The sequence below is a fragment of the Falsiroseomonas sp. genome (assembly GCF_041690465.1).
Classification (GTDB): Bacteria; Pseudomonadota; Alphaproteobacteria; order Acetobacterales; family Acetobacteraceae; genus Falsiroseomonas.
In genome coordinates this window covers 77508-101300 of the sequence record NZ_JAWLHG010000013.1, presented here as the reverse complement: position 1 = coordinate 101300, position 23793 = coordinate 77508, and the positions used below count along the sequence as shown (strand labels likewise).

Annotated in this window: 24 protein-coding genes; 10 read left to right on the top strand and 14 right to left on the bottom strand. The window is 72.4% G+C overall.

Going from position 1 to position 23793, the window contains the following annotated elements; genetic code table 11:
• The first annotated feature begins 11 nt into the window (after positions 1 to 11).
• Both ACESM1_RS14855 and ACESM1_RS14850 read left to right on the top strand, forming a co-directional pair.
• Positions 12 to 1658, top strand: a complete 1647-nt coding sequence (locus ACESM1_RS14855; protein ID WP_372621279.1) for an NAD(P)/FAD-dependent oxidoreductase — start codon at positions 12 to 14, stop codon at positions 1656 to 1658.
• A 2-nt stretch (positions 1659 to 1660) separates the two neighbouring features.
• Entirely contained in the window at positions 1661 to 2839 is a 1179-nt protein-coding gene (locus ACESM1_RS14850) for an NAD(P)/FAD-dependent oxidoreductase (protein WP_372621277.1), read from the top strand.
• A 7-nt stretch (positions 2840 to 2846) separates the two neighbouring features.
• Here the strand turns inward: ACESM1_RS14850 and ychF are convergent, their stop codons facing one another.
• Genes ychF through ACESM1_RS14830 form a run of 4 tightly spaced genes read right to left on the bottom strand, consistent with a single transcriptional unit; the run spans position 2847 to position 5719 of the window.
• The gene (ychF, locus tag ACESM1_RS14845; protein WP_372621276.1) at positions 2847 to 3941 is read right to left on the bottom strand and encodes a redox-regulated ATPase YchF; all 1095 of its coding nucleotides are present in this window, start codon (positions 3939 to 3941) and stop codon (positions 2847 to 2849) included.
• A 6-nt stretch (positions 3942 to 3947) separates the two neighbouring features.
• Positions 3948 to 4418, bottom strand: coding sequence for a hypothetical protein (locus tag ACESM1_RS14840; protein WP_372621274.1), 471 nt, complete (start codon positions 4416 to 4418; stop codon positions 3948 to 3950).
• Between the two features lie 5 nt (positions 4419 to 4423).
• The gene (gene pth / locus ACESM1_RS14835) at positions 4424 to 4996 is read right to left on the bottom strand and encodes an aminoacyl-tRNA hydrolase (RefSeq protein WP_372621272.1); all 573 of its coding nucleotides are present in this window, start codon (positions 4994 to 4996) and stop codon (positions 4424 to 4426) included.
• A 24-nt stretch (positions 4997 to 5020) separates the two neighbouring features.
• Positions 5021 to 5719, bottom strand: a complete 699-nt coding sequence (locus tag ACESM1_RS14830) for a 50S ribosomal protein L25/general stress protein Ctc (protein ID WP_372621270.1) — start codon at positions 5717 to 5719, stop codon at positions 5021 to 5023.
• A 215-nt stretch (positions 5720 to 5934) separates the two neighbouring features.
• Between ACESM1_RS14830 and ACESM1_RS14825 the strand changes: the two genes are divergently transcribed.
• Entirely contained in the window at positions 5935 to 6459 is a 525-nt protein-coding gene (locus ACESM1_RS14825) for a hypothetical protein (protein WP_372621268.1), read from the top strand.
• Between the two features lie 64 nt (positions 6460 to 6523).
• Here ACESM1_RS14825 and ACESM1_RS14820 read toward each other — a convergent pair whose 3' ends face one another.
• From ACESM1_RS14820 to ACESM1_RS14810, 3 genes are all read right to left on the bottom strand, one after another.
• A complete protein-coding gene (locus ACESM1_RS14820; protein WP_372621266.1) occupies positions 6524 to 7402 on the bottom strand; it encodes a LysR family transcriptional regulator in 879 nt (292 codons plus the stop codon).
• 167 nt (positions 7403 to 7569) lie between these two features.
• Positions 7570 to 7932, bottom strand: coding sequence for a hypothetical protein (locus ACESM1_RS14815; protein ID WP_372621265.1), 363 nt, complete (start codon positions 7930 to 7932; stop codon positions 7570 to 7572).
• A 255-nt stretch (positions 7933 to 8187) separates the two neighbouring features.
• Entirely contained in the window at positions 8188 to 9183 is a 996-nt protein-coding gene (locus ACESM1_RS14810; RefSeq protein WP_372621264.1) for a Bug family tripartite tricarboxylate transporter substrate binding protein, read from the bottom strand.
• A gap of 151 nt (positions 9184 to 9334) precedes the next feature.
• On the opposite strand from ACESM1_RS14810, the gene ACESM1_RS14805 reads away from it, so the two are divergent.
• Positions 9335 to 10081: an arylmalonate decarboxylase gene (locus ACESM1_RS14805; protein WP_372621262.1), complete on the top strand. Its 747-nt coding sequence runs from the start codon at positions 9335 to 9337 to the stop codon at positions 10079 to 10081.
• A gap of 119 nt (positions 10082 to 10200) precedes the next feature.
• Positions 10201 to 10467, top strand: a complete 267-nt coding sequence (locus tag ACESM1_RS14800; RefSeq protein ID WP_372621260.1) for a DUF4157 domain-containing protein — start codon at positions 10201 to 10203, stop codon at positions 10465 to 10467.
• Positions 10468 to 10470: 3 nt separating this feature from the next.
• Here the strand turns inward: ACESM1_RS14800 and ACESM1_RS14795 are convergent, their stop codons facing one another.
• Genes ACESM1_RS14795 through ACESM1_RS14785 form a run of 3 tightly spaced genes read right to left on the bottom strand, consistent with a single transcriptional unit; the run spans position 10471 to position 12513 of the window.
• Positions 10471 to 11415 (bottom strand): bifunctional riboflavin kinase/FAD synthetase, encoded by a 945-nt coding sequence (locus tag ACESM1_RS14795; RefSeq protein WP_372621259.1) that lies wholly within the window; start codon positions 11413 to 11415, stop codon positions 10471 to 10473.
• Positions 11415 to 12008 (bottom strand): TIGR00730 family Rossman fold protein, encoded by a 594-nt coding sequence (locus ACESM1_RS14790; protein WP_372621257.1) that lies wholly within the window; start codon positions 12006 to 12008, stop codon positions 11415 to 11417. The genes ACESM1_RS14795 and ACESM1_RS14790 overlap by 1 nt, the downstream gene beginning before the upstream one ends.
• Positions 12009 to 12051: 43 nt before the next feature.
• Positions 12052 to 12513: a MaoC family dehydratase gene (locus ACESM1_RS14785; RefSeq protein ID WP_372621255.1), complete on the bottom strand. Its 462-nt coding sequence runs from the start codon at positions 12511 to 12513 to the stop codon at positions 12052 to 12054.
• Positions 12514 to 12641: 128 nt separating this feature from the next.
• On the opposite strand from ACESM1_RS14785, the gene ACESM1_RS14780 reads away from it, so the two are divergent.
• The 3 genes from ACESM1_RS14780 to ACESM1_RS14770 all read left to right on the top strand — a co-directional run bounded on the left by ACESM1_RS14780 (position 12642) and on the right by ACESM1_RS14770 (position 16201).
• A complete protein-coding gene (locus ACESM1_RS14780) occupies positions 12642 to 13781 on the top strand; it encodes a M20 family metallopeptidase (protein WP_372621254.1) in 1140 nt (379 codons plus the stop codon).
• Between the two features lie 388 nt (positions 13782 to 14169).
• On the top strand, positions 14170 to 14856 hold the full coding sequence (locus ACESM1_RS14775; RefSeq protein WP_372621371.1) for an SDR family NAD(P)-dependent oxidoreductase: 687 nt from the start codon (positions 14170 to 14172) through the stop codon (positions 14854 to 14856).
• Between the two features lies 1 nt (position 14857).
• Complete coding sequence (locus ACESM1_RS14770) at positions 14858 to 16201, top strand: tetratricopeptide repeat protein (protein WP_372621252.1); 1344 nt, start codon at positions 14858 to 14860, stop codon at positions 16199 to 16201.
• Between the two features lie 9 nt (positions 16202 to 16210).
• On the opposite strand, the gene ACESM1_RS14765 is transcribed toward ACESM1_RS14770, so the two are convergent.
• The 3 genes from ACESM1_RS14765 to ACESM1_RS14755 form a co-directional block, all read right to left on the bottom strand.
• A complete protein-coding gene (locus ACESM1_RS14765; RefSeq protein WP_372621250.1) occupies positions 16211 to 18679 on the bottom strand; it encodes a hypothetical protein in 2469 nt (822 codons plus the stop codon).
• A 183-nt stretch (positions 18680 to 18862) separates the two neighbouring features.
• Positions 18863 to 19633, bottom strand: a complete 771-nt coding sequence (locus ACESM1_RS14760) for a tripartite tricarboxylate transporter permease (protein ID WP_372621369.1) — start codon at positions 19631 to 19633, stop codon at positions 18863 to 18865.
• 115 nt (positions 19634 to 19748) lie between these two features.
• Positions 19749 to 20849, bottom strand: coding sequence for a M20/M25/M40 family metallo-hydrolase (locus tag ACESM1_RS14755; RefSeq protein WP_372621249.1), 1101 nt, complete (start codon positions 20847 to 20849; stop codon positions 19749 to 19751).
• Positions 20850 to 20908: 59 nt separating this feature from the next.
• On the opposite strand from ACESM1_RS14755, the gene ACESM1_RS14750 reads away from it, so the two are divergent.
• Both ACESM1_RS14750 and ACESM1_RS14745 read left to right on the top strand, forming a co-directional pair.
• Positions 20909 to 22027, top strand: coding sequence for a pyridoxal-phosphate dependent enzyme (locus ACESM1_RS14750; RefSeq protein ID WP_372621248.1), 1119 nt, complete (start codon positions 20909 to 20911; stop codon positions 22025 to 22027).
• Positions 22024 to 23136 (top strand): alanine racemase, encoded by a 1113-nt coding sequence (locus tag ACESM1_RS14745; protein WP_372621246.1) that lies wholly within the window; start codon positions 22024 to 22026, stop codon positions 23134 to 23136. Before ACESM1_RS14750 ends, ACESM1_RS14745 begins: the two co-directional genes overlap by 4 nt.
• 7 nt (positions 23137 to 23143) lie before the next feature.
• Here ACESM1_RS14745 and ACESM1_RS14740 read toward each other — a convergent pair whose 3' ends face one another.
• On the bottom strand, positions 23144 to 23791 hold the full coding sequence (locus tag ACESM1_RS14740) for a trimeric intracellular cation channel family protein (protein ID WP_372621244.1): 648 nt from the start codon (positions 23789 to 23791) through the stop codon (positions 23144 to 23146).
• Between the last annotated feature and the right edge of the window lie 2 nt (positions 23792 to 23793).

Genomic DNA, 23793 nt, shown 5'->3' with positions numbered 1-23793 from the left:
ATAGGCGCGTCATGCTCCGCCTCACCGAACTCAAGCTGCCGCTCGACCACCCCGAGGGCGCGATCGAGGCCGCGCTCCGCGCGCGCCTCGGCCTGCGCGAGGACGAGCTGCTGTCCTGCACCGTCGCGCGCCGCGCCTGGGATGCGCGCCGGCGCAGCGCGATCGAGCTGGTCTACAGCGTGGACTTCGCCGTGAAGGACGAGGCCGCGCTGCTGCGCCGCCACGCGCGCGACAAGGTGCTGGCGCGCACCCTCGCGCCCACGCCCGATACCGCCTACCGCCACGTTGCCCGCGCGCCTGCCCCGGCCCCGAAGCGCCCGGTGGTGATCGGCACCGGCCCCTGCGGCATCTTCGCCGCGCTGATCCTGGCCGAGATGGGGTTCCGGCCGATCATCCTCGACCGCGGCAAGGTGGTGCGGGAGCGCACCAAGGACACCTGGGCGCTCTGGCGGCGCTCCGTGCTGACGCCCGAGAGCAACGTGCAGTTCGGCGAAGGCGGCGCCGGCACCTTCTCCGACGGCAAGCTCTGGTCCGGCATCAAGGACCCGCAGCATCTCGGCCGCAAGGTGCTGACCGAGTTCGTCGAGGCCGGCGCGCCGGAGGAGATCCTCTGGGTCGCCAAGCCGCATATCGGCACCTTCCGCCTGGTGCAGATGGTCGAATCCATGCGCGCCAAGATCGAGGCGCTGGGCGGCGAATACCGCTTCGGCACCAAGGTCACGGACTTCGTCATCGAAACCGGCCGCGACGGGCAGCGCCGCATGCGCGGCGTGGTGACGGAAGCCGGCGAGACGATCGAGACCGACCATGTGGTGCTCGCCATCGGCCATTCGGCGCGTGACACCTTCGCCACGCTGCATGCGCGCGGCGTGCATGTGGAGGCCAAGCCCTTTTCCATCGGCGTGCGCATCGAGCATCCGCAATCCATCATCGACCGCGCGCGCTTCGGCGATTTCGCAGGCAACAGGATCCTGGGTGCGGCCGACTACAAGCTGGTGCATCATTGCGGCACCGGCCGCAGCGTCTATTCCTTCTGCATGTGCCCCGGCGGCACCGTCGTCGCCGCCACCAGCGAGCCCGGCCGCGTGGTGACCAATGGCATGAGCCAGTATTCGCGCGCCGAGCGGAACGCCAATGCCGGCATCGTCGTCGGCATCACGCCGGAGGTGGATTATCCCGGCGACCCGCTCGCCGGCATCGCCTTCCAGCGGCGCTGGGAGGAGGCGGCCTTCGCCGCCGGCGGCGGCACCTATGCCGCGCCCGCGCAGCGCGTCGGCGACTTCCTTCAGCGCCGCGCCTCGACTGAGCTCGGCAGCGTGGTCCCCAGCTACAAGCCAGGCGTCACGCCGACCGATCTCGCGCGCTGCCTGCCGGATTTCGCGGTGGCGGCGATCCGGGAGGCCCTGCCCGCCTTCGGGCGCCAGATCCGCGGATTCGACATGGAGGACGCCGTGATGACGGGCGTCGAGACGCGCACCTCCTCCCCCGTGCGCATCCGCCGCGATGCGGCCTTCCGCAGCGTCAACACGCTCGGGCTCTACCCGGCCGGCGAGGGCGCGGGCTATGCGGGCGGCATCTTCTCGGCGGGCGTGGACGGCATCCGCATCGCCGAGGCGGTCGGCCGCGACATGGCAGGGCTGGACGCGGTGGCCGCCTGAGCATGGTTCAGGATTTCGATGTGGTGGTGATCGGCGCCGGTGCTGCCGGTCTGATGGTCGCGATGCGCGCCGGGCAGCGCGGGCGGCGCGTGCTGCTGCTCGACCATGCCGAGGCGCCGGGCAAGAAGATCCTGATCAGCGGCGGCGGCCGCTGCAACTTCACCAACACGGATTGCGTGCCGGAGCGCTTCCTCAGCGCCAATCCACATTTCGCCCGCTCCGCCCTGGCGCGCTACACGCAGCACGATTTCATCGCGCTGGTGCAGAAGCACCGCATTCCCTTCCATGAGAAGACGCTCGGCCAGCTGTTCTGCGACGGCTCCGCGCGGGAGATCGTGGCGATGCTGCTGGCCGAATGCGACGCCGCCGGCGTGGATCTCCGCGTCGCACACCGCGTCACCGACATCACCCGCGCCGAGCGCTTCCGCATCGCCACCGACCAGGGCGACTTCACCGCGGCCTCGCTGGTGCTGGCCAGCGGCGGGCTTTCCATCCCGAAGATGGGCGCCACCGGCCTCGCGCATGACGTCGCGCAGCACTTCGGCCTGGCGCTGACCGAGATCCGCCCCGGCCTGGTGCCACTCGCCTTCGGCGATGCCGCGCTGGAGTTGATGCGCCCGCTCGCCGGTGTTGCGCTGGAGGCGATCGCGCGGTGCGGCAAGGCGGCCTTCCGCGAGGCGATGCTGTTCACCCACCGCGGTCTCTCCGGCCCGGCGATCCTGCAGGCATCGTCGTACTGGCGGGAAGGTTCGCCGATCACGCTCGACCTGCTGCCCGACCGCGACGCCGGCGCACTGCTGCTCGAAGCCAAGCGCACGCGCCCGAAGGTGGAGCCGAAGACGGCGCTCTCGGCGCTGCTGCCGCAGAGGCTGGCGCAGACCCTGGCCGAGCGGCACCTGCCGCCGCGCGTGATCGGCGAAGTCGGCGATGCCGACCTGCGGAAACTCGGTGCGCTGCTGAAGGCGTGGACGCTGAAGCCCTCCGGCACCGAGGGCTATGCAAAGGCCGAGGTCACGCTCGGCGGCGTGGACACCGCCGGGCTTTCGTCACGGACGATGATGGCGAAGTCGGTGCCCGGCCTGTTCGTGATCGGCGAGGCGGTGGACGTCACCGGCTGGCTCGGCGGCTACAATTTCCAATGGGCGTGGTCGAGCGGCTGGGCGGCCGGCGAGGCGGCGTAGCGCCGCCTCACACGTTGAAGCGGAACAGCAGCACGTCGCCATCCTTCACGACGTACTCCTTGCCCTCGACGCGCATCTTCCCCGCTTCCTTCGCGCCCGCCTCGCCGCCGAGCGTCACGTAGTCGTCGAAGGCGATGGTTTCCGCCGCGATGAAGCCGCGCTCGAAGTCACCATGGATCACGCCCGCCGCGCCCGGCGCCTTGGTGCCGCGCGTGATGGTCCAGGCGCGCGTCTCCTTCGGGCCCACGGTGAAATAGGTGACGAGCCCAAGCAGCTCATAGCCAGCGCGGATGATGCGGTCGAGGCCGCTGTCGGCGAGCCCGAGCGACTCGAGAAAATCCGCGCGGTCGGCTTCCGGCATCTGGCTGATCTCGGCCTCGATCGCGGCCGAGACGATCACCGCCTTCGCACCCTGCGCCGCCGCCATCGCCTGCACCCGCGCGCTGTGCGCGTTGCCCGTCGCGGCGCTGGCTTCCTCGACATTGCAGACATAGAGCACCGGCTTGGTGGTCATCAGTTGCAGCCGCGAGGCCGCCTCCGCCTCGCCCTTCGGCACCGCGGTGCGCGCGGGCTTGCCGGCTTCCAGCGCGGCCTTCAGCGGCTCGATCAGCGCCATCTGCGCCATCGCTTCCTTGTCGCCGCCGCGCGCGCGCTTGGCCAGTGCAACGCCACGCTTCTCCAGGCTGTCGAGGTCGGCGAGCATCAGCTCGGTCTCGACCGTCTCGGCGTCGCGTACCGGATCCACGCTACCCTCGACATGGGTGACGTCGCCGTCCTCGAAGCAGCGGAGCACGTGGATGATCGCGTCCACCTCGCGGATGTTCGCCAGGAACTGGTTGCCGAGGCCCTCACCCTTGCTCGCGCCGCGCACCAGGCCGGCGATGTCCACGAATTCCAGGCTGGTCGGGATGATCTTCTGGCTCTTGCCGATGCGCGCCAGCACCTCCAGCCGCGGATCGGGCACCGCGACGCGGCCGACGTTCGGCTCGATCGTGCAGAAGGGATAGTTCGCCGCCTGCGCGGCCGCGGTCTGCGTCAGCGCGTTGAACAGCGTGGACTTGCCGACATTCGGCAGCCCGACGATGCCGCAGTTGAAACCCATGGTGACTCAGCCCGTCGTGTCGGCGGCCAGGAGCACGCACAGCTCCGCGGCCAGTGTGGAGGCGGCGATGCGCGCCGCCGCGTCGTCGGTGCGGAAATCCAGCGCGGCGGCGCGCAGCATCGGCGCCAGCGTCGCCGGCGGCAGGCCCGCGCGCTTCGCCGCATCGGCGATGCGCGGGGCCATCTCGGCGGCCTGGCGTCGCTCGCCGAGCAGCACCGCGGCATCCAGTGCGAGCGCGGCGCGCATCGCGGCCTCGCCGGCGGCATGCAGCGCCAGCCGCAGGCGCCGCACATCGCCCGCGCCGTCCGGCCCGGGCGCGCTCGCCGCGCGCAGCGCCGCGGCAGCCTGGGCGAGGGATTGCGCCTCCCGCACCAGCCCGGCCGCGAGCGCGGCGCCACCATTGGCGAAATCCTCCGGCCCGGGCCCGTGCTGCATGCCGCCGAAGCTGTCCTCGAACATGCTTTCCTCGGTCGCCATGGTCGTCACGCCTCCTGGGTCAAAAGAGCCACGCGGGTCATGAACTCCTCGGGCTTGCCGGCCGCCAGCAGCGGCGCAGCATCCGCCACCGCGTCGAGCAGCGGCTCCACCCAGGTGTCCACCTTGGCGAAATTCCCGAGCACATGGCCGGTCACGCGGTCCTTGTGCCCGGGATGCCCGATGCCCAGCCGCACACGGCCGAAATCCGGCGTCCCGAGCGCACGCTGCATGTCGCGCAGGCCGTTATGCCCGGCGGTGCCGCCACCCTTCTTCACCCGCACCTTGCCGGGCGCGAGGTCCAGCTCGTCATGGAAGGCCCAGATGTCGGAGGGCGCGATCTTGTGGAAGGACGCTGCCTGCTGCACCGCGTCGCCGCTGGCGTTCATGTAGGTCATCGGCTTGAGCGCCAGAACCTTCACGCCGCCGACGGCACCTTCCGCCACCTCGCCCTTGAATCGCTTGCGCCACGGCGAGAGGCCGTGGCGCCTGGCGATCGCGTCGAGCGCCATGAAGCCGATATTGTGGCGCTGCCGCGAATGTTCCGACCCGGGATTGCCGAGTCCCACCCACAGCAGCACCACACCGTCTCCCCGGCGCGCGGGTTACTTCTTCTTGGCGGGCGCCGCCGGCTTGGCGGCGGCTGGCGCCGCGCCACCCTTGGCGGGTGCCGCCTTGCCCTTGCCCTTGGCGGGCTCCGGCGCGGCCGGTGCCGCCGGGGCGGCCTCCAGCTCGACGGTCGGGGCGGCAACCGAGGCCACCATGAAGTCGCGGCCGACGATGCCGGGGCGCGCGCCCTGATGGTCCTTGATCGAGGACCAGCGCAGGTTGTCGCCGATCTTCACCTCGGCGAGGTCGATCTCGAACTTCTCCGGCACCTTGTCCGGCTCGGCCAGCACCTCGACCTCGCGGCGGACCACGTTCAGCACGCCGCCCGCCTTCATGCCGGGCGAGGTGTCCTCGTGCAGGAACACCACGGGCACGCGGATGCGGATACGGGCGCCGGGAGCCAGGCGCTGGAAATCCACATGGATCGGCCGGTCGGTGACGGGATCGAACTGGACGTCGCGCATGATGGTGCGCTCGGTCGGGCCGTCCTTCACCGCCACCTCGTAGAGGTGCGACTGCCAGCCGCCCTTGGTCAGTTCCTTCATCACGTCGCGCGGGTCGAGGGCGACCAGCGTCGCCTCCTGCTTCGCGCCATAGACAACTCCGGGGACCAGTCCCCCACGCCGGGTCGCGCGCGCCGCCCCCTTACCGGCACGCTCGCGCGCCACGGCCTCGATCCGAACAGTCTGGACCATCGCCAGGCTCCTTTGCGCAAAACGAAAACGCCGGCCTCCAGGGGTGCCGACGCGGGGGAGGCCGTAGCGGAAGCGGGGCGCGGACGCAAGGGCGGCCGGAGGGGACGGGCGCTCCACGCCGCCGGCGGCCGGCAAGCGTAACGTCGCTGCCCACCCTTGCGAAGAGCCGGCATCCGGGCCGCGCTGCGTCCGGAGCCGCAGAAGGGATCCCGACCATGTCAACCGGAACCGCGCCGCTCGCCGCCCACGCCCCCGCCCCGGCGCCGCTGCCGCCGATCGGCGCTGCCGGCCTCGCCGCCATGCCGCGCACGGCGCGCATCGCCTCCTGGCTGGCGGCCGGCTGGATCGCCTGGGAGTTCGGCTTCTACGAGCAGTACAAGCTCACCGGCAACGAAGGGTCGGTGCATCTGTTCACCATCCTGTCGGACTGGCTCGGCACGCCGGGCGGCGAGAAGCCGTTCCGCCTGTTCGTCGCCACGCAGGAAATCATCGCCGCGGTGCTGGTGCTGCTGCCCTGGACGCGGGTGCCGGGCGCGGCGCTGTCCTTCGCCACCATGGCCGGCGCGATCTTCTTCCACGTCGTGAGCCCGCTCGGCATCGACCCCTACGGCGATGGCGGCGTGCTGTTCAAGGAAGCGGTGTTCACCCTCGGCATGGCGGCGCTGGTTCTGGTGCTCCACCGCCACGAGATACCGGGTTGGCTGGCCAGGTTGCCGGTCATCGGCGCGCGCTTCCGCTGACCGCGGAGAGACGCCCGGCACGCACGGCGCCGGCGCCTCCAGGGGGATGCCGGCGCTGCAGCGTTCAGCCGTCCCAGCGGGCGCGGCGCAGCGCCTCGACGAAGCGCGCCATCGCGGCGGACCAGCGACGGCCGGCGACGGTCAGCAGACAGACCTGGCGCGCCACCGGCGAATCCTCCACCCGGCAGGCGACCAAGCCCGGCATCGCCGCGCTGAACTCCGGCAGGAAGCACACGCCCATGCCGGCGGCAGTGAGCGCCTGGATCCAGTCCTCGCGCTCGCTCCGCGCGGCCAGCACCAGCTTCGCGCCCGCGGCGCGCAGCGCCTCCTCCAGCACTTCCGTGTGCTCGCAGTTGATGCGCATCAGATAGCTCTGCCCATCCATGTCGCGCATCGAGATCGAATTGCGAAGCGCGAAGGGATGATCGGGGCCGCAGGCGACCACGAAGCGCTCGGCATAGAGCGGCTCAACCTGCAGCCGTTCACCGAACCCGGCGGGCACCACCGTCACCGCGGCGTCGAACTCGCCCTGCAGCAGCCGCTCCGCCAACCGTTCCGGCGTGGCGTCGGCGAGCATGATCTCGACACCGGGATGGTCGGCGCGGAAACGGCTGAAGAAGCGGCCGAAGCGCTGCGGCCCGACCGAGCACATCACGCCGATGCGCAGATCGGCGCAGTCCAGCCGCGCATGCTGCTGCGCCTGGCGCCGGAGGTTGCGGCTGCGCGTGGCGAGCTCCTCAAGCTGCGGCTGCACGAGCCTGCCGAGCGGCGTGAGGTGCGTGAGGTTGCGCTCGCGCGCCACCAGCAGCCCTCCGAGCTCACGCTCCAGCTTCTGGATGGCACGGGTCAGCGTCGGCTGCGCCACGCCGCATTGCTCGGCCGCGCGGGTGAAGTTCATCGTGCGGCACACGGCGAGGAAATACTCGATGTCGCGCAGCTCCATTGGTCGTGTCCCGATCCTGTCGCACGCCGCGCCGGAAGCCGCGTGCCGCCAGGGCGATGCCGCAACCGTGCGGTATGTCCTGGCGCCACGCGGCGACGGGGTGCGTCACGCGCTGCCGCTCGAGTCCCTGGTCGGGCGAGCGCCCGGTCGTGCAATATGCCGCGAGGTCAGCGGGTGGGCATGCCCGCGCGGGCGCGGCGCATCATATCCACCATCGTGGCCGGAACCCAGATGATCTCCTGCGCCTCACCGGCGCCGATCGTCAGCGGCACGTAGCCCTCGCGCGGCCGTTGCGTGAAGATCATATCGAGATGCACGACGTCCAGGTTCATCGCGTCGGATCGCGAGACCATCACGCGCCCGCCGCCGACGAGATTGCCCTGGCCCATCGGGCCGTAATCCACGGTCAGGTCCTCGCCCATGCCGGTCAGCCGCGGATAGCTCTGCGCCTGTGCCGGGCCGACATGCAGCGAAAGGGCCGCGCCGGCCAGCAGCGCAGCGGCGACCATCGGTCGAAATGACTTCGTCATCTTCAGGCTCCTTCATCCGACCGCGCCCCGTGCACCGGTCGTGCACTCCATTCGCGGCCGGGAAGGCAGGGTTACGCATCGCGCCTGTCATGGGGCGCATGGTTTCGATACGCCCGGCGCATGGTGTGCCGCGCCGGCGTCGCGCTTCACAAGGTCGCCGCCTGCACGGCGACCTTCGTGCAGGGCAGGCTGGCCCGCGACCGTCCTCGGTGTGCACGCCGCAGGCGCGGCATGCCAGGGCGTGGTTCGCCGGGTCTAGCCGGCGGTCGCACCCACCGCCTGGATCACGCCGCGCCAGCGCTGGCTCTCCTCCGCCATGAAGCGGGTGAACTCCGCCCGGCCCATGCGGCGAGGCACCGAGCCGGTCGCGGCAAGGCGCGTGCTGAACGCCGGATCCTCGACGATCGCGCCGAGTTCGGCGTCGAGCCGCGCCAGGATCGGCTCCGGCACGCCGGCCGGCGTGCACAGCCCGAACCAGCCGGTGGAGGTGATGTCCACGTCCTGCTCACGCATCGTCGGCACATCCGGGAAGGCCGGCACGCGCTCGGTCCCGCTGACCGCGATGGCGCGCATGCGGTCGGTCTGCACCATCTGCGTCACCGCGGAGATGGACTGGAACAGCATGTCGATGCGCGCCTCGATGAGGTCCGTGTTCATCTGGCCGCTGTTCGTATAGGGCAGATGCTGCATCGGCAGCCCGGTGATCACCTGGAACTGTGACCCCGCCAGGTGCTGCGAGGACCCGGCGCCGACCGAGCCGAAGTTGATCGGCCGGTTCTGCGCCCTCGCCCAGGTGATGAACTCCTGCAGCGTGCGCGCCGGCACGGAAGGCGGGATCACCACGATGTTCGGCACCAGCCCGATCATCCCCACCGCGGCGAAATCCTTCTCCGGGTCGAAGGGCATGGTGCGGTAGAGCCACTTGTTCGCGGCGTTCGCCGCGATGGTCGCCAGGCCGACCGTGTAGCCATCGGGAGCCGCGCGGGCGACGATCGTCATGCCGATATTGGTGCCGGCGCCTGGCCGGCTGTCCACGAGCACCGGCTGGCCGAGCCTCGCTCCCAGCCGGTCCGCAACCAGGCGCGAGATGACATCGCCTGCGCCGCCGGCCGGGCCGGGATTGACCCAGCGGATGGGCCGGTTCGGCCAGTCGCCGATGGCCGATGAGGTCTGCGCCTGCCCGGGCCTGGAGAGTCCCGCGGCGGCGAGGCCGAGCAGCGCCACGCGGCGCGACACGGGGAGAATCGGCATTGTCGTTGGTCTCCTGGAGCCTCTCCGATACAAGACTGTGGCGGGCGGCCGGTGTGCGCAAGCTTTCCGTCCCCGAGTCCACCGCACGCCCCTTCCCTCCGGCCCCGGCTGTGGCAGGCTGTTCCCGGTTCGCGCGGAAGGGGTGCCGAGGATGGGCGACATACTGGGCTGGCGGTGCAAGTTCGGAGTGATGGGCCCCTCCACCAACACGGTGGTGCAGCCGGACTTCGACATGATGCGACCTGCCGGCGTGACCAACCACTACAGCCGCATCTACACGCCGAACGCGGATGCGATCTCCAACGAGACGTTCCTTGCCGGCGCGAAGCTGATCGGCGGCAACACGCTCGATGCGGTGCGCAGCGTGATGACGTGCAGGCCCGACCACCTGGTGATGGGCATGTCGGCAGTGACCTTCTTCGACGGCGCGAAGGGCGCCGATAGCTTCGTGAAGGAAGTGGAGGATCTCTCGGGGCTGAGGATCAGCGTCGGCAGCCATGCCTGCACCGCGGCGTTGAACGCTCATGGCGGGGTGAAGCGGATCTCCATCCTTTCGCCCTACTGGCCTGCCATGAACGGCGAGGTGGCGCGCTACTTCACCGACATGGGCTTCCTGGTGGTGCGCGACATCGCGCTGCGCTGCGCCAGCTGGACCGCCATCGCGGAGGTCACGCCGCAGCGCTGCGTGGAGGCGATCAAGCAGATCGACGGCGACGACGTGGACGCCATCGTGCAGGTCGGCACCAACCTGTCCATGGTGAAGCTGGCCGCGATGGCGGAGATGTGGCTCGGCAAGCCGGTGATCGCGATCAACACCGCGACCTACTGGCACGCGCTGCGCGCGCGCGGCATCACCGACAAGGTCGCGGGGTGCGGGGCGCTGCTGGAGCGGTTCTGACCGGAGGGGTGCGCGTTTCGCCGCTGGCGAAGTGCGCGCAACCATTCGGAAACACCGGCCCGCTTCGCCGCGGCAGGCGCGACGGATAGGGTCTCCCGGCAGACAGGGAGACCGATCCGATGCCCGAGAAGATCACGCTGATGAACGCGCCCGGCGACAAGGCACTCGATACGGCCATCGTCACCCGGATGGAGATGGCCTTCGGCCTCGACCTCAGCCGGGTGAAGCCGCAGGGCGGCTCATCGCAGGCATCCGCGCGCGCCTACGTCAGCGGCAACGACGTGTTCTTCGCGCCAGGCGCCTACAGCCCGCACACCAGCGATGGACAGGCGCTGCTGGGCCACGAGCTGGCGCATGTGAAGCAACAGACGGCAGCACCCAGGTAGGCGCTACCCCGGCGCCTCGCTCTCGCCGAGCACGCGCCTTGCCTCCGCCGCGTCCGCGGCGATCGCGGCCTTCAGCTCGTCGAGCCCGCCGAAGGTCGCGTCCGGCCGCAGGAAGCTCTTCAGCCGCACGCGGATCTCCTGTCCGTAGAGGTCGCCCGACCAGTCGAACAGGTGCACTTCCAGCCGCGTCACCGGGTCGCCCCCCAGCGTCGGCCGCCGGCCGACATTGGCGACGCCCGGCACCACCGTCCCATCCGGCAGCGCCACCGTCACCGCATAGACCCCCCGCGCCGGCTCCAGCTGCCGACCGAGCAGGATGTTCGCCGTAGGCCAGCCGAGCTCGCGGCCCAGCCGGTCGCCGTGGAACACCTCGCCGCGCACCTCCCAGTCGCGGCCGAGTTCGCCCGCCGCGCGCTCGGGGTAGCCATCCTGCAGCAGGCGGCGAATGCGGGTGGAGGAGACCGGGCCGCCCTCATCGGCCACCGGCGGCACGATGGTCAGGCCGATGCCGCGCGCCTCCGCCTCGCGCGCCAGGAAGGCGGTGTCGCCGCCGCGGCGGTGGCCGAAAGCGAAGTCGGTGCCGCAGGCCAGGTGCGCCGCGCCGATGCCGCGATGCAGCACCTCCTCGACGAAGCTCTCCGCCGGCATGGCGGCCAGCGCGGCGTCGAAGGGCAGCGCATAGACGATGGAGATGCCGAGGCCGGCCAGCGCCTCCGCCTTGGCCGGCAGCAGCGTCAGGCGGAAGGGCGGGTCGTCGGGGCGGAAATGCTCGCGCGGATGCGGCTCGAAGGTCAGCGCGGCGCGCGGCAGCTCGGGGCGCGCGGCATGCGCGGCGCGGATCACCGCGGCATGGCCGAGATGCACGCCGTCGAAATTGCCGAGTGCGACGGTGGCGCCGCGCAGCGGCGCGGGAACCGCGCGCCAGTCCTGGATGATCGCTGGCAGCATCACATCTGTTCGGGGCGCAGCCAGACCTGGGTGCCGTCAGGCGGCGCGAAGGTGGCGAGAGCGTCCAGCGCCTCACCCACGCTGGCCGCGCGCATCGCCAACGGCCGGTGGGCGCGGCGAACAAAGCCCTGCTCCGCCATGTGGTCCAGCGCATCGAGGAAGGGGGCCCAATAGCCCTCGACATCGAGGAACACGACGCCCTTCTCCTGGATGCCGAGCTGCGCCCAGGTCAGCGCCTCCACCGCCTCCTCCAACGTGCCGTAGCCGCCGGGCAGCACCACGAAGCCGTCCGAGAGCTCGGCCATCTTCGCTTTGCGCTCATGCATGGTGTCCACGATGTGCATCTCGACGCCGCCGCCATGGCCGACCTCGCGCTTCAGCAGGCCATAGGGGATGACCCCGATCACCTCCGCGCCGGCGGAAAGCGCCGCGTCGGCGGCGATGCCCATCAGCCCCACCGCGCCGCCACCATAGACGAGGCCGATCCCGCGCTGCGCGACTGCCTGGCCCAGCGCGCGCGCCGCCTCCGCATAGGCCGGCCTGGCGCCGACCGAGGAGCCGCAGAAGACGCAGACGCGCTTGAGTTGGGGCATGCGGATCAGCTCTCCTTCGCCTGCGGCGGGCGGCCGGATCCGCTCACTCCGCCGCCGCCCGGCGCGCGCGATGCGCGGCCAGCGCCGCGCGCGAGGGGACGGTGACCAGCGCCTCGCCCTCCAGCACCGGCTCGCCCTTCACCGTGCAGACGGTGCTGAGCGTCACGCGATGCTTCTCCGTATTCAGCGCAGTGATCTCCACCGTCGCGGTCACCGTCTCGCCGATCCGCACCGGCTTGCGGAAGCGCAACGACTGCGACATGTAGATCGTTCCCGGCCCCGGCAGTTGCGTGCCCATCACCTTCGTGATCAGGCCGGCGGCCAGCATGCCGTGCGCGATGCGCTCGCCGAAGAAACTGTCGCGTGCATATTCCTCGTTCAGGTGCATCGGGTTGGTGTCGCCCGTCACCGCGGCGAACAGCACGATGTCGGCCTCGGTGATGGTCTTGCCGAAGCTCGCCTTCTGGCCCACCGAGAGATCCTCGAAGAAGCAGCCTTCGCTCATGCCGTGTCCGCCCTGTTCCGCTGCACCGCAACACTTCCCGTAGCCGGGGGGTGCGCCGGCGGCAAGGGGCCGGATTTACAAGCCCGTGCGGCCGCGCAAGAACGCCGCTTTCCTGCCCGGACCCCGCGATGCCACGCACCGAACTCGGCTCCTCCGACCGCCTTCTCGACGAGTTGCGCAGCTGGGTGGAGGCGGAGACGCCGACCACCGATCCCGCCGCCGTGAACCGCCTGCTGGACCGCTGCCAGGCCGACCTCGCCGCGGCGGGTGGCGCGCTGCAGCGCCTGCCGGGCCGCGACGGCTATGGCGACACGCTGCTCTGCCGCACGCCGGGACCAGGGGGGCAGGATATCGCACCGGTGGTGGTGGCTGGCCACCTCGACACCGTGTGGGACCACGGCACGCTCGGCTCCTCCATGCCGTGGCGGGTGGAGGAGGCGAAGGCCTTCGGACCGGGCATCTACGACATGAAGGCCGGCAGCTTCTTCGCCTTCCACAGCGTGCGGGAAATCCTCCGCCAGAAGACCGCGACGAAGCGCCCGATCATCCTGCTGCTGACGCCCGACGAGGAGGTCGGCAGCCCGACCAGCCGCGCGGCGATCGAGGCGGCCGCGAAGGGTGCGCGCGCCGTGCTGATCCCCGAGCCCGCCGGGCAGGGCGGCGCCTGCGTCACCGCCCGCAAGGGCGTCGGCCGCTTCGACATCCAGGTGCGCGGCGTATCCGCACATGCCGGCGGCAACTGGAGCGAGGGGCGCAGCGCCGTGGTCGCGCTCGCGCAGGTGATCCTGAAGATTCACGCCATGACCGACCTCGCCGCCGGCATCACGACCAACGTCGCGCCAATCAAGGGCGGCACGCGGCCAAACGTCATCCCGCCCGAGGCGAGCTGCGAGGTGGACCTGCGCGTGCCCACCATCGCGCTCGGCGAGCAGCTGGAGGCGGCGATCCTCGGCCTCTCCCATGAGCAGGACGGCATCAAGGTCAGCGTGACCGGCGGGATGAACCGCCCGCCCTTCGCCGAGACGCCGGAGATCGTGGCGCTCTACGACCATGCGCGCGGGTTGGCCGCGAAGCATGGCTACGAGCTGCCGAAGCAGCACCGCGGCGGCGGCTCGGACGGCAACTTCACCGCGGCCCTCGGCGTGCCGACGCTGGACGGGTTGGGCTGCACCGGCGCCGGCGCGCATGCGCCGCACGAGCACATCCTCTGGCGCGACCTGGCGCCGCGCTGCGCCACGCTCTGCGCCCTGCTCGAGGAGATCGGCTGACGCGGCGTGGGGGGGCCGGCCTGCGCCGCCCAGTTGCGCAGCAGCGCCGGCTGGAGCCCGGCCGGCGGTCCCGCCGGGGAGCCCGGGCGGACCAGGGCTCCGCAGGGCTCCGCCCGACGCGCAGCGGGCGCTGGCTGTCGGGGGCGGTTTCGACGGCCGATGAACCCGTGCGCGGGCGCCATCAGTCGTCGCGCCCGATCCCGCGGATGCGGCCGGTGCGCGAAGCGCCCTCGACCTCGATCACGCGGCGGCGGGTTGCGGCGGCCGTCGGCATGCTGGTCTTCGGAGGCCGGCAGCCTTCACCCGGGCGGGCGGGGGCACGGCTTCTTGTGCCCGGGCAGCCCCGCCGCCATCCTGTCCGTCACGGGACAGGCCGGGGGTGCGGCGGATGCAGGCGTTGATCGTCGGCGCGGGCGATGGCTTTTCGGCCTCCCTGGCGCGCCGGCTGGCGCGCGCGGGGTATGCGGTGGCGCTCGCGGCACGCGACACCGGCAAGCTCGCCGCCCTCGCCGCAGAGACCGGCGCCACCACCCATGCCTGCGACGCCGCCGACCCGGCGCAGGTCACCGCGCTGTTCGCCACGCCGCAGGCGCAGGCGGCGGAGGTGGTGCTCTACAACCCCTCCTTCCGGTTGCGCGGGCCGATCACCGAGCTGGAGCCGGAGGCGGTGCGCCGCACGCTGGAGGTCTGCGCCTTCGGCGCCTTCCTCGTCGCACAGCAGGCGGCGCGCTGCATGCTGGCGCGTCCTCCCGTCCAGGGCGGGCGGGGGACGATCCTGCTCACCGGCGCCTCGGCCGGCATCAAGGGATTTCCGCGCTCGGCCCCCTTCGCGATGGGCAAGTTCGCGCTGCGCGGCCTGGGCGAAGCGCTGGCGCGGGAGCTGCACCCGCAGGGCATCCATGTCGTGCACATCGTCATCGACGGCGGCATCCGCAGCGCCCGCCGCCCCGACCCGGGCGAGGACACACTGCTCGACCCGGACGCGATCGCCGAAGCCACCTTCGCGGCCATCAGCCAGCATCGCAGCGCCTGGTCGCATGAGATCACGGTGCGGCCCTGGGTGGAGACCTTCTGACATGCCGCAGGACGCCCAGGGCCTGACACTGACCGTCGCCTCCGACGAGGCCGCCCGCGCTTATGACCACGTGATCGAGGGCTTCCTTCGCCAGCGTTTCGATGCCGGCGCGCGGCTGAAGGCGTTGCTGGCGCTGGATCCGCAGGCACCGCTGGCGCAGGCGATGGGCGGGCTGTTCGCCACGCTCGCCTTCGACCGCGCCCTGCTGCCGCGCGCCGAAGCCGCCCTCGCCCGCGCCGCCGCCCTGCCCGCCAATGACCGCGAGCGTGCCCATATCGCGGCGCTGCGCGCCATGGTCGAATGGCGGCCGGATGCCGCGCTCGCGATCTGGGAGCAGATCCTGACCGAGCATCCGCACGACCTCCTCGCCTTCCGCCTGCACCATTTCCAGGCCTTCTGGTCCGGCCAGGCGGAACGCATGCTGGGTGCGGTGGAAGGCGTGCTGCCGCGCTGGTCGGAGGCGATGCCCGGCTGGGGCGCCATCCTCGCCTGCCGCTGCTTCGCCAACGAGGAATGCGGCAACTACACCGTCGCGGAACACGCCGGCCGCGCGGCGGTGGCGCTCGACCCAGGCGATCTCTGGGCCACCCATGGCGTCGCCCATGTGCTGGAGATGCAGGGCCGCCGCAGCGAGGGGCTGGCCTGGCTGCAGGCCGGCGAGCCGCATTGGGAAGGCGGCAACAACCTGATGCACCACCTCTGGTGGCACCAGGCGATGTTCCACGTGGAACGCGGCGAGTTCGGCGCCGTGCTCGCGCTGCATGACCGCCGCTTCCGCGACCATGCCTCGCCGGTGACGCAGGCGATGCCCGACCTCTACATCGACGTGCAGAACGCCGCCTCCATGCTGTGGCGGCTCGAGCGCCAGGGCGTGCCGGTCGGCGACCGCTGGGTGGAGCTGGCCGACAAGGCCGAGGCGCGGATCGGCGACACGCTCTCCGCCTTCACCCAGCCGCACTGGATGATGGCGCTGGCCGCGACCGGGCGGGAGGAAGCGGCGCAGCGCCTGCTGGCCGCGCTGGAGGACGCCGGGCGCGGCAACACGCCCCATGCGGCGACGCTGCGCGAGGCCGCGCTGCCCGCCTGCCGCGCCGTGCTGGCGCACCGCCAGGGCCGCTTCGCCGAGGCAGTCGCGGCGCTGCGCCCGGCGCTCGGCGGGATGTACCGCCTCGGCGGCAGCCATGCGCAGCAGGAGGTGCTGGAACAGCTCTTCCTCGATGCCGCGATGAAGGCCGGGCTGACCGCGGATGCGCGGTTGCTGCTGGAACGCGTCGCCGGCCGCCATCCCGTGCCGCCGCAGCGCCGCATCGGCTATGCCGAGGCGGCGCGTGCGGTGGCGCACTGAGCGGCCGCCTCAGCGCGGAAAGGGCGCGCCGCCCGGGCCGGGTCCCGGGCCCGGTAGCGGCACGCCGCTGCCACCGGTGCCCTGCAGCGAGTCGAAGGCGCGCTGCTGCTGCCGCAGGACCTGCTCGGCCTGGGCGATCTCGGCACCGAGCTGCTGCCGGCGCCATTCCATGTCGGCGACCTCCGAGCTGAGCCGCTGCGCCTGCTCGCGCAGCCGCATCTGCTCCTGCCGCGCCGCATCTGTGATGCCCGAGGCCTCCCGCGCGCGGGACTCCAGGGCGTCCAGCCGGGCCACCGCCGCCTCCGCGGCCTGGGTGGCTGCGGCCAGGCGGTTCTCGGCCTCGGCCAGGGCAGCGCGACGGGCGGCGAGCTGCGCCTCCGCCGCCTGCAGCTCGGTGCGCGTGGCCTGGATGCGCTGCTCCTCGACGCCCGCCGACTGCCGCAGCTCGGCGAGGCGCCGCTCGCCGGCGCCGATCTCCTGGCGCAGCGCGGCGCTGCGGGCCTCGAATTCGCTGAGCTCCGCCGCGGCCCGGTCTCGGGCGGCGGTCAGGTTGGCGAGTTCCGCCTCCGCCTGGCTGGTCGTGCGGCGCTGCTCCGCCAGGTTGGCCTCGGCGCTGGCCAGCTCATCGCGCAGCCGCGCCAGGCGCTGCTCTGCCGCGCCCGCCTGACCGCCAAGCTCGGCTGCGCGCGCTTCCAGGCTCCGGGTGCGGCCGGTGACCTCCTGCTCGGCCTGGGTCGCACGGCCGAGCCGCGCCTCGACGTCGGCCAAGGCGCTTCGCCGCGCCTCCAGCTCCCGCTCCGTGCTGCCCAGATCGCCCCGCAGGCTGCCGAGGCGCTGCTCGACGCTTGCGACAGACTGGGTCCGCTCTTCCAGCGCGCGCTGCGCCTGCGCGATGCTGTCGCGCAGCTCCGCCAGCCGGCGTTCCTCCGCCGCCGCCTGCTCGCGCAGGCCGGCAAGCCGCTGCTGGGCCTCGCCGCCGGCCTGCTCGCGCTGCGCCAGCGTGCCCTGCGCCTGCTCGATGTTGCCGCGCAGCTCCGCCAGCTGGCGCTCCGCGGCCGCCGCCTGCTCGCGCAGGCCGGCAAGCCGCTGCTCCGCCGCGCCGCCGGCCTGCTGCCGCTGCGCCAGCGTCCCCTCCGCCTGCGCGATGCTGCCGCGCAGCTCCGCGAGCCGGCGTTCCTCGGCCGCCGCCTGCTCGCGCAGGCCGGCAAGCCGCTGCTCCGCCGCGCCGCCGGCCTGCTCGCGCTGCGCCAGCGTGCCCTGCGCCTGTTCGATGCTGGCACGCAGCTCCGCGAGCCGGCGTTCCTCGCCGGCCGCCTGTTCGCGCAGCCCGGCCAGCCGCTGCTCCGCCACGCCGCCGGCCTGCTGCCGCTGCGCCAGCGTGCCCTCGGCCTGTGCGATGCCGCCGCGCAGCTCGGCCAGCCGGCGCTCTGCCGCGGCCGCCTGCTCGCGCAGCCCGGCCAGCCGCCGTTCCGCCTCCCCGCCGGCCTGCTCGCGTTGCGCGAGCGTGCCCTGCGCCTGCTCGATGTTGCCGCGCAGCTCCGCCAGCCGGCGCTCCGCCGTGGCGGCCTGCTCGCGCAGCCCGGCCAAGCGCCGTTCCGCCTCGCTGCCGGCCTGCTCGCGCTGCGCCAGCGTCCGCTGCGCCTGCTCGATGGAATTGCGCAGCTCGGCAAGGCGCCGTTCCTCGCCGCCGGCCTGCTCGCGCAGCCCGGCCAGGCGGCGATCCGCCTCGCTGCCTGCCTGCTGGCGCTGGGCCAGCGTGCCCTCGGCCTGTGCGATGCTGCCGCGCAGCTCGGCCAGGCGGCGGTCCTGCGCACCGGCCTGGTCGCGCAGCCCGGCCAGGCGCCGTTCCTCGGCGGTCGCCTGCTCGCGCAACCCGGTGAGACGGCGCTCCGACTGGGCGGCCTGTTCCTGCAGGATGGCGAGGCGCCGCTCCTCCGCGGCCCGGCGCTCCGTCTGGGCGGCGAACCGCTGATTCTCGGCCGTCGCCTGCTCGCGCAGGCTCGCCAGCCGCTGCTCCGCCTGCGCCACCGCGCCACGCAGTCCGGCCAGCCGCTGGTCCTCCGCGGCGGCCGCACTGCGCAGCCCGCCGAGCCGTGCCTCGGCCTCGGCCAGCGCCTCCCTGTTGGCGCTGGAGGATTGTCGCAGATCGGCCGTCTCGCCGCGCAGCGCAGCGAGCTGGCGTTCCTCCTCGGCCAGCTGCTCGCGCAGGCGCCGTGCCTCGGCACTGGCGGTGTCGCGGCCGGTCTGCGCCGCAGCGAGGGTGCGCCTGGCCTGCGCCAGCTGCTGCTCAAGCGCGGCGAGGTCGCCGGCCGCCCGGCGTTCCGCTGCCAACGCCTCCTCGAGCCCCGAGACGCGCGAGCGCAGCGCCACCCCCTGCGCCTCGACATCCGCCAGTGCGCTCCGCGTGGCCGCGATGCGGTCGGTCCGCTCCAGCGTGTAGCCGCAGCCGCCGAGCGATGCGAGCACCAGCGGCGCCATGACGATCATTGCCGGTCTTGACCGAATTTGCCGGTTCCGCATGATTCCCCCTCTCCCAGTGGCCTGTCGAAGCGATGCCGAAGCGGAAGCCTGCCGTGCAGGAGCGTTGCGTCAACCGTCGGGCGGGCTGTTCCAGGCTGCAACCGGTCACGATGCGGTGGCCGGTGGCGGTGGCATGGCCGCCTATGCAGTGCGTGGCGCGGCCGGGATCGTGCGGCGCGCCCGCCGCCGGCGCCAGGCGGTAAGCGCCAGCGTGCCCAGCATCAGCACGAAGGCCACTGCCGCCACCGGGCGCTCCAGGATGTAGAGCGGATCGCCGCCGCTCACCTGCCAGCTGCGCAGCGCCTCCGTCTCCAGCATGCGGCCGAGCAGGATGCCGACCACCACCGCCGGGATGGGATAGCCGTACCGCGCCAGCACCCAGCCGACCAGGGAGGCGATGAACAGCGTGATCGGGCCCGCCATGCTGCCGTCGATCGCGTAGGCGCCGAGGGTCGCCATCACCAGCACCACCGGCACCAGGAAGCGCAGCGGCACGCGCACGATGCTGCTGGCCACGAAGACGAAGCCGGCACCGAGCACCAGCAGCAGCACCGCCTGCGCGAAGTTGCTGAGGATGATCGCGTAGACCACGTCCTTGTTCTGGGCGATGAAGTTCGGCCCGCCCACCACGTTGTGCATCGCGAAGGCCGCCAGCAGGATCGCCGTGGCGCCGCCGCCGGGGATGGCGAGCGCGAGCATCGTCGCCATCGCGCCGCCTTCGGAGCTGCTGTTCGCGCTCTCGGCCGCGATCACGCCCTGCGGATTGCCCTTGCCGAAGCTCTCCGGGTCCGCCGCCGTGCGCTTCGCCTCGGAATAGGAGCGCAGGTTGGCGATGGAGGAGCCGACGCCGGGCACCGCGCCGATCAGGGCGCCGATGCCCGCGCCGCGCAGCAGCGTGCCCCAATGGCGCAGCGGCAGTGCACAGCCGGCGAGGATGCGAGCACCTGACTCGCGGCCAGCAGGGCTCGCCCCGGCAGGGCTTTGCGGGTCTAGTGGCCGGGCTTCGGACCGTCAACGAAGCCGGCTTCTAGGCGACCCCGGCCGCCAGCACGCGGCCGAACAGCGGCACCGCATCCAGCAGTTCCTGCACGGCGACACATTCGCGCGGCGTATGCGCCAGCCCGACATCGCCGGGGCCGAGCACCAGGCAGGGGGCCAGCGCCTGCAGTTCGCTCGCATCGGTGCCGTAGGGTGCGGTGCGCGGCTGCTTCCCGGTCAGTGCGATGCCGAGCGCGACCAGCGGATGGTCCACCGGCAATTCGGGCGGGAAGCCCTCGCGCTGCTCGGCGAGTTCGAGCCCGGCCTCGGCCGCCGCCGCGCGCACCGCCGCGACCACCGGCGCCGGGTCCACCTTCGCGCTGTAGCGGAACTTGATGAGGGCGGTGGCACGCGCCGGCGTGACGTTCGTCGCCGTGCCGTGATTGTCGAGGATCAGGTTGAAGTCGGAGAAGGGCGGGTCGTACGCCGCATCCTGCAGGTTCGCGTCGCTGCGCAGCCGGTCGAACACCTTCCGCATCTCCACCAGGAAGGGCACCAGCTTCCAGTTGGCGTTGACGCCCTTGCCGGTGGAGGAATGCGCCTGCACGCCGCGCGCCGTGGCGGTGAAGGCGATGTGGCTGCGATGGCCGCGCACCGGCGCCAGGCTGGTCGGCTCCGCCACGATGATGCCATTGAGGCCGAGCGACTTCGCGAGCTGGCTGCGCTGCGCGATCAGCCGCGCGCCTTCCTTGCTGGTCTCTTCGTCGGCGGTGATCAGCAGCGTGACGGGGATCCCGGCCGGTGCGCGCTGCGCGGCGACGACGGCGGCGGCGACCTGGCCCTTCATGTCCACGCTGCCGAGCCCGTGCAGCAGCCCGGCTTGGTCGAGGCGCGGCGTCCAGGGGTCGCTCTCCCAGCCGGTGGCCGGCACGGTGTCCATGTGGCCGGACAGCGCGTAGCCGCCCTTCGGCCCCTTGTGCGCAACGAGCGCGCGCTTCGCCACGCCGGCGGCGTCGGTATAGTCGAGCCGCTCCAGCTCGAATCCGGCGAGTTCCTGCTCGACCCGCTCGGCGACGGGGATGTTGGAGACGAAGCTGCGGCTGTCGATCGCGACGAGGTCGGCGGCCAGCTTGAGGACGGGGTCGGTCATGTCGTGCATGCGGGGCAGCCTCGCTTGCCGGGGCGCCGGCCGCAAGTGAGTATCCCCCCATGCAGTCCTACCTCGACCCCCGCACCGGCCGCACCTGGCCGCTCGGCACCCCGCGCTGGAGCGGCGATGCGCAGGAACCGCTGATGCTGACGCCGCGCGCCGGCATCGGCCGCGACGAGATCGCAACCGGCACGCGCAGCATCTGGCGCTACGCCGCCGCCCTGCCCTTCGCGCCGAAGGCGCCGATCAGCATGGGCGAAGGTTGCACGCCGCTGATCGAGCGTGAGCTTCCCGGCGGCACCGCGCTGCTGAAATGCGAGTGGTTCATGCCGACCGGCAGCTTCAAGGATCGCGGCGCCTCGGTGATGCTGTCGCTGCTGCGCGACCAGGGCGTCACGTCCGTGCTGGAGGACAGCTCCGGCAACGGTGGCGCCGCCGTATCGGCCTATGCCGCGGCTGGCGGGATGGCAGCGACGATCTACGTGCCCGCCAGCACCAGCCCGGCGAAGACCGTGCAATCGCGCGCCGCCGGTGCCGCGATCGAACTGATCCCCGGCAGCCGCCAGGACTGCGCCGACGCCGCGCTGCGCCGGTCGGCGGAGATCTTCTACGCCAGCCACAACTGGCAGCCCTTCTTCCTGGAAGGCACCAAGACTCTCGCCTATGAGTTGTGGGAGGATCTCGGCTTCCGCGCGCCCGATCATGTGATCGTGCCCTGCGGCGCGGGCTCCAACGTGCTCGGCTGCTGGCTCGGCTTCGGCGAGCTGCTGCGCGCCGGGCAGATCGGCGCGCTGCCGCGCATCTGGGCGGCGCAGCCGGCCAATTGCGGACCCATAGCCCGTGCGGCGCTCGGCCTTCCGGCGGCGGAGGCGCAGCCCACCATCGCGGAGGGCACCGCCATCGCCCAGCCGATCCGCCTGCCCGAATGCCTCACGGCGATGCGGGAGAGCAACGGCGGCGCGGTGCTGCTGGCGGAGGAGGAGATCGCCGCCGCCTCGCTCGCGCTGGCGCGCATGGGCGTCTATGTCGAGCCGACCTGCGCCCAGGCCGCCGCCGCCTTCGGCAAGCTGCGCGAAGCCGGGAAGATCGGCGCGGGAGAGACCGCGGTGGTCGTGCTGACCGGCACCGGCCTCAAATCCACGCCGCGCTATGCGGAGATGCTGGGGGTTTCGCTGTGACCACGCTCCATGACCTGCCGACTCCCTGCCTGCTGCTGGACCTCGACATCCTGAAGCGCAACATCGCGCGCATGGCGCAGGCGGTGGCGCGGCATCCCGGGGTGATGCTGCGGCCGCACATGAAGACAGCGAAGAACGCGCAGGTCGCCGACCTGGCCGCGCCGGGCAAGGGGCCGATCACCGTCAGCACGCTGGCCGAGGCGCGCTACTTCGCCGACCACGGCTTCCGCGACCAGATCTATGCGGTCGGCATCGTGCCCGCGAAGCTCGATGCCGTCGCCGCGCTCAACGCCGCGGGCAGCACGGTGAAGGTGATCACCGACGACCTCGACACCGCGCGCGCCATCGCCGCGCATCGCGGCCCGATCGAGGCGCTGATCGAGGTGGATGTCGGCGAGGGGCGCGCCGGCGTGGCGCCCGAGTCGGATGCACTGCTCGCCATCGGTGCCGCGCTCGGCCAGCGGCTGGCGGGCGTCGTCTCCCACTCCGGCCATTCCTATGCCGGCCGCAGCGAGGCGGCGATGGCGGAGATCGCGGAGATCGAGCGCGCCGGCATCGTGCGCGCCGCGGAACGGCTGCGCGCGGCGGGGCATGCGGTGCGCATCGTCTCGGTCGGCGCCTCGCCCACCGCGATGTACGCGGAGCACCTGGACGGCGTTACCGAGACCCGCGCCGGCGTCTACATGCTGGGCGACCTGTTCCAGGCGCAGATCGGCACGCATCCGCTTGAGGATATTGCGGTCACGGTGCTGGCCTCCGTCATCGGGCGCTATCCGCAGCGCAACGCGGTGCTGCTGGATGCCGGCGCGCTGGCGCTGTCCAAGGACCGCAGCACGGAGGCCGCGCCGCGCGACTGGAAGTTCGGCCGCGTGCTCGACCTTGACGGCAAGCCGACGCTCGGCGACGCCATGGTCACGCGGGTGCACCAGGAACATGGCGAGGTGCGCGCGGCGGAAGGCGCCACGCTGCCGCTCGACCGCCTACCGGTCGGCGCGCTGGTGCGGGTGGCGCCGAACCATGTCTGCCTCACCGCCGCCGCGCATCAGCGCTACCACGTGCTGGAGGGCGGGCGGCTGGTGGCGCAGTGGGAGCGCTGCAACTACTGGTGACGGGCGGTCAGCGCCGGTCGGGGTAGTCCCGCGCCGGCCGCGCGCGATAGGGCGGCAGCGACCAGCCGCGCAGGATCGCCGCGGCGCGGATGCCGAAGGCCAGCAGCAGCCCGGCCAGCAGCGCGACGTCGCGCGGCAGCGGCGCCAGCCGCAGCGCCACATAGGCTGCCGCGCCGGCCGCCGCGGCGGTGATGTAGATCTCCCTCCGCAGGATCAGCGGCAACTCGTCGCAGATCACGTCGCGCATGATGCCGCCCGCCGTCGCGGTCACCACGCCGAGCAGCACCGCCGCCCAAGGATCGGTGCCCGCCACTAGCGCGATCTCGGCGCCGACCACCGCAAACAGCGCCATACCCGCCGCATCAACCCACACCAGCGCCCGGAAGCGGCTTTCCACCAGATGCGCGGTGAAGAACACCAGCAGTGCCGCGCCGGCCGCGATCGCCAGCAGCTCGGGCCTGGCGAGCCAGGACACCGGCGTGCGGCCGAGCAGCAGGTCGCGCAGCGTGCCACCGCCGAAGCCCGTCACCGCTGCCATCAGCACGAAGCCCACGGCGTCCATCTGCTTGCGGCTGGCCACTAGCGCGCCGGAGGCCGCGAAGGCGGCGATGCCCAGCCAGTCCAGCAGCCGGAGCGCGAGGTCGAGCGCCGCCACGG